Source organism: Pseudomonas sp. S3_A09 (assembly GCF_054668065.1).
This window is the reverse complement of sequence record NZ_CP162752.1, coordinates 3733193-3746875: the sequence shown is the minus strand read 5'-3', so window position 1 is coordinate 3746875 and position 13683 is coordinate 3733193. Positions and strand designations below refer to the sequence as shown.

Below are 13683 nucleotides of genomic sequence, written 5' to 3'. Positions count from 1 at the left end.
GATGTGTCTCCTTAAACGTTGAGTACGGATTCGACGGATAGCGCCGCGCGCAACAGGCGAGCGTCTTCCCCCGTCGGGGCGCTGAGCAGCAGCCCGGTGGGCAGGCCCTGGGCATCACGGCCACTGGGCAGGGTCACGCCCGGCATGTCGAGCAAACTGCCGGGCATGGTCAGGCGCAGGGTGGCGAGGTTGGTTTTGACGAACAGCTCGTCATCGGCTTCCAGCGGTGCCAACGCCGGAGCGACATGGGCGATGGTGGGGGTGATCAGGAGGGCGCCGTCGAGGTCGGCCATCAATTGCTGTTGCAGGCGGCGACGGGCGTCGAACAAGTGGAGCAGTTGGCTGGCCGGCAGCGCGCGCGCGGCTTCGAGGCGGCGGCGTACACGGGGGTCGAGTTGTTCGGCGTCGGGGCTGTCGAGCAAGGCTTCGTGCAAGGCGAAGGCTTCGAAGGAACCCAGCCAGCCATGGTGCTTGATCAGGTCCAAGGTGGCCTGGAAGGTCGGGCACTCGCGTTCTTCGATCAACGCGCCGTGGGCCTTGAGTTGCTCCACTGCGCGCAGCAGGTTGTTGCGTACAGCGGGTTCGACATCTTGCTGCGCCAACACAAAACGCTGGCCCTTGAGGCTGCGGGCGATGTGCGTTTGGCGACGGCCATGCAGCAGATCGTCGATGGCCAGGGCATCACGCACGCTGCGCGTCAGCGGACCCAGGCTGTCGAGGGTGTGGGCCAGGGGGAACACGCCGTCGCGGCTATAGCGTCGGCTGCTGCTGCGGTAACCCACCAGGCCGTTGAACGCCGAGGGGATGCGGATGGAACCGGCGGTGTCGGTCCCCATGGCGATGGGCACAATTGCGGCAGCGACGGCCACGGCTGAACCGGACGACGAGCCGCCGGGAATGCGTGGCTGGTCAGTGCCATGGGGATTGTGTGGCGTGCCGAAATGCGGGTTCAGGCCCAGGCCGGAATACGCCAATTCGCTGAGGTTGGTCTTGCCCACGCTGACCATCCCGGCGCGGCACAGCAAGCCGACCGTCGGTGCGTCGAGCAATGCGGCAGGCGCGTTGCGGCGGTAGGCGGCGCCAGCAGTGGTAATGCTGCCGGCCACGTCGAACAGATCCTTCCAGGCCAAGGGTACGCCGTCGAATACACTCAAAGGCTGGCCGGCGCGCCAACGGGCGGCAGCGGCTTCAGCTTCCCGGCGCGCGCGCTCGGCAGTCAGGCTGATGAACACAGCCGGGACCTGGCTCGCCTTCTCGAGTGCCTGTTCAAGGACTTGCACCGGGTCGCTGCGACCGCTGGCGAAATCCTCGGCCATTGAAGTGGCGTCTGACATCAGGTTGCCCCTTATAAAACGTACATATTAATAAAATATACATTTTACAAAGGCAGCTTTCGTGCCAGTCTCTGTTTGACGGGCTCTACGCAAACCGTAGATTTTGCCCAGAGCTACGGGATAGAAGGTTTTAAACAGCGCAAAAAAAGGACGGGAGCACGCCGGAAAGCGTGCCGAATGAAATAATGTATCTTTTATTAATAAGTACATTTTGGTGCAGAAAAGTAACATCACCACATTTCAAGCCCCAAAAAAGTGCCGCCGCTGTGGCGCAGGGTGACAGGCGCAACTTATGAGAGAATCCCCGGCCACCGTCCTACAAGCCCCAGAGAAAGCGATGAAAGCAGTGTCCGCCTCGGCCTCCCGTTACGCGATGATTCACCAGGTATTGCGTGATGCGATCGTCAACGGCACCGCACGCCACGGCCTGGTCTTGCTGGAAGCGCCGCTGGCCGAATTGTTCGGCACCAGTCGCGTGCCGGTTCGCCGAGCCCTCGACCTGCTGCATGAGGAAGGGCTGATCTGTCGCTTCAACGGCCGGGGTTACCTGATCAACCCCGAAGGCCTGGCGCTGGAACCGCTGCGCCTACCCTTGAGCCATGCGCACTTGGGCCTCAACGGGGAAGATGAGTTGGTGGACACGCGGCCCCTGGGCGAGCGCATCGTCGAGGAAATCGGCGCTGCGCTGTCCACCTGCATTGCCTTCGGTCACTACCGCCTGGACGAGCAAGCCGCCGCCGACCACTACGGCGTCAGCCGCGCAGTGGTGCGCGAAGCGCTGATGCGCCTGCGCGACCGAGGCCTGGTGGAAAAAGAGCCCTACTCTCAATGGCTGGCAGGACCGCTGACCGCCCGCGAAGTCACCGAAGACTACGAGCTGCGCGCCTGCCTGGAACCCGAAGCCCTGCGCCAGAGCGCGCCCCACCTCGACCGCGAATTGCTGGAGGCCATGTTGCAACGCGTGCTCGATGCCCAGGACAGCCCCCACTGCAGCCTGGAGGCCATCGAACAGATCGAGGAGGACCTGCACCAGCGCTGCCTCGCCGGCCTGCAGAATCGCAAGATCGCGGCACTGATCCGCCAAGGACAGAGCCCGATGATCATCAGCCGGATTTTCTACCGTTTGCTGGGGATCGGCGCCGATCCAGCCATGCTGGCCGAACATCGGCTGATTCTAGAGTTGTTGTTGCACGGCGCATTTGACGCGGCGGCGCTGAACCTGCGCGAGCATTTGCAACGCGCACGGCAGCGTATGTTGCAGCGGTTGAAAGTGTTGTCAGTGCTGCCGGAGCAGCCATTGCCGAGCTACCTGCACAAAATCAGCTGAATTCATGCAATTTGTTGCTAACTTCACCCGACCATTGAAACCACCGCTACCCCGCCCCATCTAACTTGCATACTTCCTTATGCAGGTGCCCCATGAGCGACCAGCAAGAATTCCCTGATTACGACCTCAACGACTACGCCGACCCCGAAAACGCTGAATCCACCTCGTCCAATACCGGCTTGGCCCTGCCTGGGCAAAACCTGCCGGACAAGGTCTACATCATTCCGATCCACAACCGGCCCTTCTTCCCTGCGCAAGTGCTGCCGGTGATCGTCAACGAAGAGCCGTGGGCCGAGACCCTGGAGTTGGTGAGCAAATCCGACCACCACTCCCTGGCCCTGTTCTTCATGGACACGCCGCCGGAAGACCCACGCCACTTCGACACCTCAGCCCTGCCGCTGTACGGCACCCTGGTGAAGGTGCACCACGCCAGCCGCGAGAACGGCAAGCTGCAATTCGTGGCCCAGGGCCTGACCCGTGTGCGCATCAAAACCTGGCTCAAGCACCACCGCCCGCCCTATCTGGTGGAAGTCGAATACCCGCACCAGCCGAGCGAGCCGACCGACGAGGTCAAGGCCTACGGCATGGCGCTGATCAATGCGATTAAGGAACTGCTGCCACTCAATCCGCTGTACAGCGAAGAGTTGAAGAACTACCTCAACCGCTTCAGCCCCAACGACCCATCGCCACTGACAGACTTCGCCGCTGCGCTGACCTCGGCCACCGGTAATGAGTTGCAGGAAGTGCTGGACTGCGTGCCCATGCTCAAGCGCATGGAAAAAGTGCTGCCGATGCTGCGCAAAGAAGTCGAAGTCGCGCGCCTGCAAAAAGAACTGTCCGCCGAGGTGAACCGCAAGATCGGTGAACACCAGCGCGAGTTCTTCCTCAAGGAACAGCTCAAGGTCATCCAGCAAGAACTGGGGCTGACCAAGGACGATCGCAGTGCGGACGTCGAACAGTTCGAGCAACGCCTGGAAGGCAAAGCACTGCCGGCCCAGGCGAAAAAACGCATCGATGAAGAACTGAACAAATTGTCGATCCTCGAAACCGGCTCGCCGGAATACGCGGTGACACGCAACTACCTGGACTGGGCCACGTCGGTGCCATGGGGCGTGTATGGCGAGGATAAGCTCGACCTGAAACATGCGCGAAAAGTGTTGGATAAACACCACGCGGGCCTGGATGACATCAAGAGCCGCATCCTCGAATTCCTGGCGGTGGGTGCCTACAAGGGCGAAGTCGCCGGCTCCATCGTGCTGCTGGTCGGCCCGCCGGGCGTGGGCAAGACCAGCGTGGGTAAATCCATCGCCGAGTCCCTGGGGCGGCCGTTCTATCGCTTCAGCGTCGGCGGTATGCGCGACGAGGCCGAGATCAAGGGCCATCGCCGCACCTACATCGGCGCCATGCCCGGCAAGCTGGTGCAGGCGCTTAAAGATGTGGAAGTGATGAACCCGGTGATCATGCTCGACGAGATCGACAAGATGGGCCAGAGCTTCCAGGGCGACCCGGCGTCGGCGCTGCTGGAAACCCTCGACCCGGAACAGAACGTCGAATTCCTCGACCACTACCTGGACCTGCGCCTGGACCTGTCCAAAGTGCTGTTCGTGTGCACCGCCAACACCCTGGATTCCATCCCCGGCCCGTTGCTGGACCGTATGGAAGTGATCCGCCTGTCGGGCTATATCACCGAAGAGAAAGTCGCCATCGCCAAGCGCCACCTGTGGCCGAAACAGCTGGAAAAAGCCGGCGTGTCAAAAAACACCCTGACCATCAGCGATGGCGCGCTGCGTGCGTTGATCGACGGCTATGCGCGAGAGGCCGGCGTGCGTCAGCTGGAGAAACAGCTGGGCAAACTGGTGCGCAAGGCGGTGGTCAAGTTGCTGGATGAGCCGGACTCGGTGATCAAGATCGGCAACAAGGACCTGGAAAGCTCCCTGGGCGTGCCGGTGTTCCGCAATGAGCAAGTGCTGTCCGGCACCGGCGTCATCACCGGCCTGGCCTGGACCAGCATGGGCGGCGCGACCCTGCCGATCGAGGCGACGCGTATCCATACCCTCAATCGCGGCTTCAAGCTCACCGGGCAATTGGGTGAGGTGATGAAGGAGTCTGCGGAGATTGCCTACAGCTACATCAGCTCGAACCTGAAGTCGTTTGGCGGTGATCCGAAGTTCTTCGACGAAGCCTTCGTGCACTTGCACGTGCCGGAAGGCGCCACGCCGAAAGACGGCCCAAGCGCCGGGGTAACCATGGCCAGTGCGCTGCTGTCCCTGGCACGCAACCAGCCGCCGAAAAAAGGCGTGGCGATGACCGGCGAGCTGACACTGACCGGGCATGTGCTGCCGATTGGCGGGGTGCGCGAGAAGGTGATTGCGGCGCGGCGCCAGAAGATCCATGAGCTGATCTTGCCGGAGCCGAATCGCGGGAGTTTTGAAGAGTTGCCGGAGTACCTGAAAGAAGGCATGACGGTGCACTTTGCCAAGCGGTTTGCGGATGTGGCCAAAGTGCTGTTCTGATCGTTATGTAGCGCCTGGAGCGGCCTCTTCGCGAGCAAGCCCGCTCCTCCATGTTGACCGCGTACGCGGTCGACAGGTGGGAGCGGGCTTGCTCGCGAAAGGGCCGGCCCGGTCACCACAAGTTCCCATCCAGTCACACCTTGTCTCATCTTCGGTTATGCTCGCCCTTCGTCGTGAATCAACGGAGCCCCCATGACCGCTGCCCGCCTGCTTCTCCCCTTGAGCCTTGCCCTGCTGGCCGCGTGCGCCAGTGCACCGAAGCAAAACGTCACCGTGGACAATCAGAGCGCCTGCCCGCTGCAGCTTAAAAGCGGACAAAACCTGATCCTGACCCTGCCGAGCAACCCCACCACTGGCTACCGCTGGGCGATCCAGGACTCCGCCGGCGGCGTGTTGCGTGCGTTGAGCCCGGAGGTCTACAGCAGCTCGGAATCCGGCGTGATCGGTGGCGGCGGCCAGTCGACCTGGCGCTTCCAGGCGTTCGCCACCGGGCAGGGCCGTTTGCGCCTGACCTCCCAACAACCCTGGGAGCCGGAAGCCGAACCCGTCGAGACCTTTGACTGCGCTATCACGGTGAACTGATATGCCATGGCTGATTCTTGCGTTGATGGGCGCCGGCACCTTTATCTACGGCCTGACCACCCATGCCACGTTGCTGTGCCTGCTGGTCAAGCCGCTGCCAGTACTGGCGCTGCTGGGCTGGCTGCATGATGCGCCACCCACCGACTATCGACGCTGGATCAGCCTGGGGCTGATTTTTTCCCTGGTGGGCGATGTGCTGCTTGCCTGGCCGGGTGACCTGTTCATCTTTGGCTTGGGTGCATTTCTGTTGGCGCACCTGGCCTACCTCAAAGCCTATTTCAGTGACTGTCGCCGCTTGGCGCTGCTGCCGCTGGTATTGGCGCTGGCCGTGGGCGCGATCCTGCTGAGCATCCTGATTTCCCATGGGCTGGGCGACCTGCTGATTCCAGTGGTGGTGTATGCCCTGGTAATCAGCGCCATGCTCTGGCGCGCATTGGCCCGGCTAGGCAGCGATGTGCCAAAGCGTTCGGCAGGGTTGGCGGCTGCGGGCGCGGCGTCGTTCGTGTTTTCCGACACGCTGATCGGCATCAACCGGTTTGTGGTGGCGTTCGATGCAGCGCCGTATTTGCTGATCACGACGTATTGGCTCGGCCAATGGGGCATCACGGCCTCGGCTTTCCATCAGACAACCCGCGCACATGAGGGCCAAGTTGGCTAAAATGCCGGCCTTTCCCCCTTCGTCGCCGGAACAACCGTGAGCAAAGAACCCGATCGCCTATTCGCCCAGCCCCTGCCCCAGGTGCCGGACTTCGCCTTTAACGAGAACGTGGTGCGGGTGTTCCCGGACATGATCAAGCGCTCGGTACCGGGTTACCCGACCATCGTCGAGAACCTTGGCGTACTCGCCGCGCAGTTCGCCCAACCCAACAGCGTGCTGTATGACCTGGGGTCATCCCTCGGCGCAGTGACCCAGGCCTTGCGCCGTCATGTGCGCACCGACGGTTGCCGAGTGATCGCGGTGGATAACTCGGCGGCGATGGTCGAGCGTTGCCGTGAATACCTCAATGGCCAGGACTCGATGTTCCAGGAGCTGCTGCCGGTCGAGGTCATCGAAGGCGATATCCTCGCGCTGCAATTTCAGCCGGCGTCAGTGGTCGCGCTGAATTTCACCCTGCAATTCATCGCACCCGATGAGCGCCTGGCGCTGCTCTCGCGCATCCGCCAATCGCTGTTGCCGGGCGGTGCGCTGATCCTTTCGGAGAAGCTGCGTTTCAACGATGCGCAAGAACATGCGCTGCTCACCGACCTGCATATCGCGTTCAAACGCGCCAATGGCTACAGCGAACTGGAAATCGCCCAGAAGCGCAGCGCCATCGAAAACGTCATGAAGCCCGACAGCCTCGAAGAACATCGCGAACGCCTGTTGGCGGCCGGGTTCTCGACAGTCGTGCCATGGTTCCAGTGTCTTAACTTTGCCTCGTTGATTGCCTTGCCATGATTGATCTGTCTCCCCTCGCCCGCCACCTGGTCGGCACTCCCCTGGCCGTGTGGGCCCAGGGCCTGCAAGCGCAACTCGATAGCAAGATGGAAAAGGGTCATGGCGACCTGGAGCGCTGGCAGAGTGCGCTGGATGCGTTGCCAAAGATCCAACCCAGCGAAGTGGATTTGCTCAACGGCCTGACACTCGATACCCACTGCGACGATGACACCCGCGCGCTGATGCATACCGCGCTGATGGGCCTGAGCCCTTGGCGCAAAGGACCATTCAACCTATTCGGCGTGCATGTGGATACTGAGTGGCGCTCGGACTGGAAGTGGTCCCGCGTTGCACCGCACTTGAACCTGAAGGGCAAGCGCATCCTCGACGTGGGCTGCGGCAACGGTTACTACATGTGGCGCATGCTCGGCGCCGGCGCCGATAGCGTGATTGGCGTTGATCCCAACTGGCTGTTCTTCTGCCAGTTCCAGGCGGTGCAGCGTTACCTGTCCGAGCCCAAGGCCTGGCACCTGCCGTTTCCGTTCGAAGACCTGCCGTCGAACCTGGAAGGCTTTGATACGGTGTTTTCCATGGGCGTGTTCTACCACCGTCGTTCGCCCATCGAGCATCTGCTTGCACTGAAAGATACACTGGTCAAAGGCGGCGAACTGGTCCTGGAAACCCTGGTGGTGGAAGGCGATCAGCAACAGGTGCTGGTGCCGGAAGATCGCTACGCGCAGATGCGTAACGTATGGTTCCTGCCCTCGGTGCCGGCCTTGATGCTGTGGCTGCGGCGTGCAGGTTTCAGCGACGTACGGTGCGTGGATGTGAGTGTGACCACGGTTGAGGAACAGCGTGGGACGCAGTGGATGAAGTACCAGTCCCTCAGCGATTTCCTGGACCCGGAAGATCACAGCAAGACCATCGAAGGGCTGCCGGCGCCAATGCGGGCGGTGATCATCGCCAAGAAATAGTCCCGATCGCCCTGAAGAAACACAGGGCCAAATGTGGCAGGGGGTAAGCCCCCTCCCACATTTTTGTCCTCAGTGTTCTTTAGCGTGGTGGTTTGGCCCGGCGAGCCTTGAAGAACTCACTCAACACCGTGCCGCACTCCTCGGCCAGCACCCCGCCTTCAAACAGCACCTTATGATTGAGAAAGCCCTGGGTAAAAAACTGCCCCTGGCTTTGCACGATCCCCGCCTTGGGCTCCAGCGCGCCGTACACCACCCGCGCAATCCGTGAGTGCACGATCAAGCCCGCGCACATGCTGCAGGGTTCCAGGGTCACATACAGCGTGCTGCCCACCAGGCGGTAGTTGCTGATGGCTTGCGCGGCGGCGCGGATGGCGACCATTTCGGCGTGGGCACTGGGGTCGTTGCCGCTGATGGGGCAGTTGAAGCCACGGCCGATGATTTCACCGTCCTGCACCAGCACTGCACCGACGGGCACTTCACCCAATGCAGCACCTTGGGCAGCAAGGGCCAGGGCTTCGCGCATGAAGTCCTGGTCGCGGCTGCGGTCGATGATCGCGGGGGGGCGAAACTGGCGCATCACGCCACCTCGATGGCGGCCATCAGGCCGGTTTCCATATGGTCGATCACGTGGCAATGGAACATCCACACCCCTGGGTTATCCGCCACCAACGCCACGCGGGCGCGTTCGTTCTTGCCCAACAGGTAGGTGTCGGTGAAGTACGGGATCACCTTGTGGCGGTTCGACGCGATCACCTTGAAGCTCATGCCGTGCAGGTGGATCGGGTGCTGGTACTGGGTCATGTTCTTCAATTCGAAAATATAGCTCTTGCCCTTCTCAAGCTTGGCAATCGGGCGGTCGGCGCAGGTCTTGTCAGTGATGTCCCAGGCCTTGCCGTTGATCTGCCACAGGCTGGGTGGCTTGCCGTCATCGACTGAAACGGTGCCAACCCATTCGAAATTGAAGTTGAGTTTCTCCGCATTGGCCAGGTCCGGTTCGCTGATCGGATTGGCGGGCAATGCAGGCGGCCACGCAGTCGGTGCATCGGAGTTGGCCACCGAACGAAACGTACCGAGGCGCACCGGGCCGTTGCGAATCGACAGTTCCTCACCGGCAGGCGGTGCCTTGATCGCCAGGCAGATGCGCATGCCGGGGCCCAGCCAGTATTCCTTGCCCAGCGGGCGCGGCTCGATGGGGTTGCCGTCCAGCGCGTAGATCTGCGCTTCGACATCCGGGATGTTGATGCGATAGGTCAGGGTGTTGTCGAGGTTGAGCAGGCGCACGCGGGTGATCTGCCCGGCGGGCAGATCGATGACGGCCTGGGACACGCCATTGATCGTCGACAACCGCCCGGCGGTGCCGCCACGCGCCGCTTCACGGGGAATGCTGAAGGCCACGAAAGCGCCCTCTTCGTCCACGTGCCAGCTTTTTAGGCTCAGGGTGCGTTCATATTTGAAACCGGTGGGCTCGCGCTCTTCGATGATCAGCGGACCAACCAGGCCGCGGCCGAGTTCTTCGCTGCTGTTCACATGGGGGTGATACCAGTAGCTGCCCGCGTCGGGCACGCGAAACTTGTAGTCGAAGTATTCGCCGGGCAGCACCGGCAATTGCGAGACGTAAGGCACGCCGTCCATTTCCAGCGGGAGGCGGATGCCATGCCAGTGGATGGTGGTGGCGACCGGCAAGTGGTTGATGAAGCGCACTCGCAGCCATTCGCCCTGGCGCACGCGCAGCTCGGTGCCAGGCGCAGACGGGCCGAATGCCCAGGCTTCGGTCTTGTGACCCGGCACCAGTTCCACGTCCAGCGGCGCGGCAATCAATTGGTAATCGCTTCCTGCGTTGGCATCGGCAACCTTGCCCAGCCAGTAGCGGTAGGCGCCACCGGCACCCACACCGACTACTGCCAGGCCGGCAAGGCCACCGAGAATCTGTCGACGGGAAAACGATTGGGACACAACAACCTCACGTATCTGCAGCAGGCACAGGGCCTGCAAAGGGCAGATACGATACACCCGCGGGCGCTAAACAGTAAGGGTTCGCATTGCCGCACAGCTGAATTCAAAGGGTTTAGCTGGGTGGTCAGGACTCTGGATACACTGAAGATCCAATGTGGGAGCGGGCTTGCTCGCGAAGGCGACAGGTCAGTGAATACATCTCTGACTGATCCACTGCATTCGCGAGCAAGCCCGCTCCCACATTGTTGATCTTCAGCGTTCTTTAGACTGTGTTCGCTTAAGTTCTGGCGGCTGCCAGGATCAGGGCCTTCATCTCGGCAACCGCACCTTTGAAACCGACGAACAGCGCATGCGCCACCAGCGCATGGCCGATGTTCAGCTCGTTGATGCCCTTGATCGCCGCCACCGCCTCGACGTTGTGGTAATGCAGGCCATGGCCGGCGTTGACGATCAGGCCTTCCTTGAGACCGCAGCTCACACCGTCGATGATGCGTTGCAGCTCATCAGCCACTTCGGTCGGCGTGGTGGCATCGGCGTAACGGCCAGTGTGCAGTTCGATGGCCGGTGCGCCGACACGACGCGAGGCTTCGATCTGGCGCTCGTCGGCGTCGATGAACAGCGACACTTCGCTGCCGATCTTCGACAGGCGCTCCACGGCGGCCTTGATCCGCGCTTCCTGGCCGGCCACGTCGAGGCCGCCTTCGGTGGTGAGTTCCTGACGGGTTTCCGGCACCAGGCAGATGTGCGCGGGGCGGATGCGCTCGGCGAACTGCATCATTTCTTCGGTGACGCCCATTTCGAAGTTCATGCGGGTTTGCAGCACGTCCTTGAGCACCAGCACATCGCGCTCCTGGATATGACGGCGGTCTTCGCGCAGGTGCACGGTGATGCCGTCGGCGCCCGCTTCTTCGGCGTCCAGCGCGGCCTTGACCGGGTCCGGGTAACGGGTGCCCCGGGCCTGGCGCAGGGTAGCGACGTGGTCGATGTTGACGCCAAGAAGAATGCGATTGCTGGTGGTCACGGAAGCGCTCCTGAATAGGGAAAGAAACGCTGCACAGCATACACGGGGTTGTCAGGGCTTTCGAAACAACTCGCGACTGACCAGCGGCCGTCCGCCCAAGTGCACGGCCAGGGCCTGGCGCATCAGGCGCTTGGCGGCAGAAAGCGCACCGGGTGCGGTCCAGTCCGCCTCGCTCATGGCCAACAGTTCGGTGCCCTGGAACAGGCCCGGCTGCAACAAGTACACGCGCTCCAGGCCGGCGTCGACTTGCAGGCGATACATGCCATCGGCGGCGACAGGATCGCCGTGCAGGTCGTTGGCCAGTTCGAAGCCGTAACCCAGGTCGTCGAGCAGACGCCATTCGAAGGCGCGCAGCAGCGGTTCCAGGGGACGCCCTTCGGCCAGGGCGAGCAAGGTGGCGGCGTAATGATCGAAGACCGCCGGGTGTGGGTCTTCGGCGGGCAGCAGGCGGATCAGCAATTCGTTGAGGTAGAGGCCGCTGAACAGCGCCTCACCATTAAGCCAGGCAGAAGTGCCGACACTTTCCATGCGCCCGACGTTTTTCAGCTCGCCTTTGCCGCGAAACTCCACGTCCAAGGCCACAAAGGGTCGCGCCAACGTGCCCGCCTTGCCCCGCGCACTGCGCAATACTGCGCGCAGGCGGCCCTGGGGCGTGAGGAAGTCCACCAGGGCGCTGGTCTCGCGGTAGGCGCGGCTGTGCAGGACGTACGCGGGCTGGCTGGGGGGCGTGGTTGAGGACATGGGTTCTCGTTGCTGGAATGCACTAGTGAAAACGACACAAACCTAATGTGGGAGGGGGCTTGCCCCCGATGGCAGTGTGTCAGTCACTTATTTGCTAACTGACCCACCGCTATCGGGGGCAAGCCCCCTCCCACATTTTTTTCCTGCGGCGTCCTTACAGGTCGCCGTAGCCCAGAGAGCGCAATGCACGCTCATCATCGGACCAGCCACCCTTCACCTTCACCCACAGGTTGAGCATGATCTTGGAGTCGAACAGCAACTCCATGTCCTTGCGCGCCTCGGTGCCGATACGCTTGATGCGCTCGCCCTTGTCGCCAATGATGATTTTCTTCTGGCCGTCACGTTCGACGAGGATCAGCGCATGGATGTGCAGGGTCTTGCCTTGCTGCTTGAACTCTTCGATCTCGACGGTGATCTGGTACGGCAGCTCGGCGCCCATCTGGCGCATGATTTTCTCGCGCACCAGTTCGGCGGCGAGGAAGCGGCTGCTGCGATCGGTGATCTGGTCTTCCGGGAAGAAGTGCTCGTTCTCCGGCAGGTGCTCGGCGATCACACGTTCCAGGGCGTCCAGGTTGTGGCCGTGCTGGGCGGAGATCGGGATGATCTGGGCGTTCGGCAGCTGTTCCTGCAACCAGCTCAGGTGCGGCATCAGCTCGGCTTTGTCTTCGATGCGATCAGTCTTGTTCAGCGCGACGATCAGCGGGCCGGTGACGTACTGCACACGCTCCAGGACCATCTGGTCTTCGTCGGTCCACTTGGTGCGGTCGACCACGAAGATCACCACGTCGACGTCTTTCAACGCCGCCGAAGCGGTCTTGTTCATGTAGCGGTTCAGGGCTTTTTCGCCACCTTTGTGCATGCCCGGGGTATCGACGTAGACCGCTTGCACGTTGCCTTCGGTCTTGATGCCCAGCATGTTATGGCGGGTGGTCTGCGGCTTGCGCGAGGTGATCGCGAGCTTCTGGCCAAGGATGTGGTTCAGCAGCGTGGACTTGCCCACGTTCGGGCGGCCGACGATGGCAACATAGCCACAGCGTGTTGCGTTTGAATCAGTCATGGCCATTCTCCACGCCCAGGGCAATCAGTGCTGCAGCGGCCGCTACCTGTTCGGCAATACGACGGCTCACACCCTGACCTCGGCTTTTTTCGTTCAGTAAGGTGATTTCACATTCCACGAAGAACACGCGGCAATGCGGCTCACCCTGGATATCCACCACTTCATAGCGTGGCAGGTCGCAACCGCGCGATTGCAGGAATTCCTGCAAGCGGGTCTTGGGGTCTTTGTTGGTGTCGACCAGCGTGAGGCTTTCGATCTCGGAGGTCAGCCACGCGGTGACACGTTCCTTGGCTGCTTCCATACCTGCATCGAGGTAGATGGCACCGATCAGCGCTTCGAGGGCGTCGGCCAGGATCGATTCACGGCGGAAACCGCCGCTCTTCAGCTCACCGGAACCCAGGCGCAGGTACTCGCCCAGGCCGAAGCCACGGGCCAGCACGGCCAGGGTCTCGCCCTTCACCAGGCGTGCGCGCAAGCGCGACAGCTGGCCTTCACGGGCTTGGGGGAAGCGCTCGAAAAGAGCTTCACCGGCGACGAAATTGAGGATGGCATCACCGAGAAATTCCAGGCGCTCGTTATTGCGCCCTGCAAAGCTGCGGTGTGTAAGGGCAAGGACCATCAATTCCTGGTCCTTGAAGGTGTAGCCGAGCTGGCGCTCGAGACGACTTAGAGAAACGCTCACGGTTTACCCATATCTGTTTGGTGGCACCGGCGGCCATCGACGATTGACGCAGTGTTCAAATTCAAATCCTGGTTGGTGCAGC

13 protein-coding genes are annotated in these 13683 nt (G+C 61.8%); 6 read left to right on the top strand and 7 right to left on the bottom strand.

The window, feature by feature from the left end:
* Window positions 1-11 precede the first annotated feature (11 nt).
* Window positions 12-1334, bottom strand: a complete 1323-nt coding sequence (locus AB4N92_RS17480; RefSeq protein WP_044286684.1) for an amidase — start codon at window positions 1332-1334, stop codon at window positions 12-14.
* Window positions 1335-1671: 337 nt separating this feature from the next.
* Here AB4N92_RS17480 and AB4N92_RS17475 point away from each other — a divergent pair, with 337 nt between their 5' ends.
* The 6 genes from AB4N92_RS17475 to cmoB all read left to right on the top strand — a co-directional run bounded on the left by AB4N92_RS17475 (window position 1672) and on the right by cmoB (window position 8147).
* Window positions 1672-2661 carry a GntR family transcriptional regulator gene (locus AB4N92_RS17475; protein WP_042571704.1) on the top strand — a complete coding sequence of 330 codons (990 nt, stop codon included), beginning with the start codon at window positions 1672-1674 and terminating at the stop codon, window positions 2659-2661.
* Between the two features lie 92 nt (window positions 2662-2753).
* The gene (gene lon / locus AB4N92_RS17470) at window positions 2754-5174 is read left to right on the top strand and encodes an endopeptidase La (protein ID WP_154847632.1); all 2421 of its coding nucleotides are present in this window, start codon (window positions 2754-2756) and stop codon (window positions 5172-5174) included.
* A gap of 192 nt (window positions 5175-5366) precedes the next feature.
* Window positions 5367-5756 carry a protease inhibitor I42 family protein gene (locus AB4N92_RS17465; protein WP_010212864.1) on the top strand — a complete coding sequence of 130 codons (390 nt, stop codon included), beginning with the start codon at window positions 5367-5369 and terminating at the stop codon, window positions 5754-5756.
* A gap of 1 nt (window position 5757) precedes the next feature.
* Window positions 5758-6414 (top strand): lysoplasmalogenase, encoded by a 657-nt coding sequence (locus AB4N92_RS17460; RefSeq protein ID WP_042571702.1) that lies wholly within the window; start codon window positions 5758-5760, stop codon window positions 6412-6414.
* A gap of 36 nt (window positions 6415-6450) precedes the next feature.
* Window positions 6451-7194: a carboxy-S-adenosyl-L-methionine synthase CmoA gene (gene cmoA / locus AB4N92_RS17455; protein ID WP_460127708.1), complete on the top strand. Its 744-nt coding sequence runs from the start codon at window positions 6451-6453 to the stop codon at window positions 7192-7194.
* On the top strand, window positions 7191-8147 hold the full coding sequence (cmoB, locus tag AB4N92_RS17450) for a tRNA 5-methoxyuridine(34)/uridine 5-oxyacetic acid(34) synthase CmoB (RefSeq protein WP_042571701.1): 957 nt from the start codon (window positions 7191-7193) through the stop codon (window positions 8145-8147). Before cmoA ends, cmoB begins: the two co-directional genes overlap by 4 nt.
* A gap of 79 nt (window positions 8148-8226) precedes the next feature.
* Here the strand turns inward: cmoB and tadA are convergent, their stop codons facing one another.
* From tadA to rnc, 6 genes are all read right to left on the bottom strand, one after another.
* Window positions 8227-8724, bottom strand: a complete 498-nt coding sequence (gene tadA, locus AB4N92_RS17445; protein ID WP_010212871.1) for a tRNA adenosine(34) deaminase TadA — start codon at window positions 8722-8724, stop codon at window positions 8227-8229.
* On the bottom strand, window positions 8724-10100 hold the full coding sequence (locus AB4N92_RS17440) for a multicopper oxidase family protein (RefSeq protein ID WP_029529236.1): 1377 nt from the start codon (window positions 10098-10100) through the stop codon (window positions 8724-8726). The genes tadA and AB4N92_RS17440 overlap by 1 nt, the downstream gene beginning before the upstream one ends.
* Before the next feature lie 277 nt (window positions 10101-10377).
* Window positions 10378-11121 carry a pyridoxine 5'-phosphate synthase gene (gene pdxJ / locus AB4N92_RS17435; RefSeq protein WP_021491822.1) on the bottom strand — a complete coding sequence of 248 codons (744 nt, stop codon included), beginning with the start codon at window positions 11119-11121 and terminating at the stop codon, window positions 10378-10380.
* A gap of 51 nt (window positions 11122-11172) precedes the next feature.
* Window positions 11173-11862: a DNA repair protein RecO gene (gene recO / locus AB4N92_RS17430; protein WP_106118904.1), complete on the bottom strand. Its 690-nt coding sequence runs from the start codon at window positions 11860-11862 to the stop codon at window positions 11173-11175.
* Window positions 11863-12016: 154 nt separating this feature from the next.
* Entirely contained in the window at window positions 12017-12919 is a 903-nt protein-coding gene (gene era, locus AB4N92_RS17425) for a GTPase Era (RefSeq protein ID WP_010212878.1), read from the bottom strand.
* Window positions 12912-13601: a ribonuclease III gene (gene rnc / locus AB4N92_RS17420; protein ID WP_010212880.1), complete on the bottom strand. Its 690-nt coding sequence runs from the start codon at window positions 13599-13601 to the stop codon at window positions 12912-12914. Before rnc ends, era begins: the two co-directional genes overlap by 8 nt.
* Between the last annotated feature and the right edge of the window lie 82 nt (window positions 13602-13683).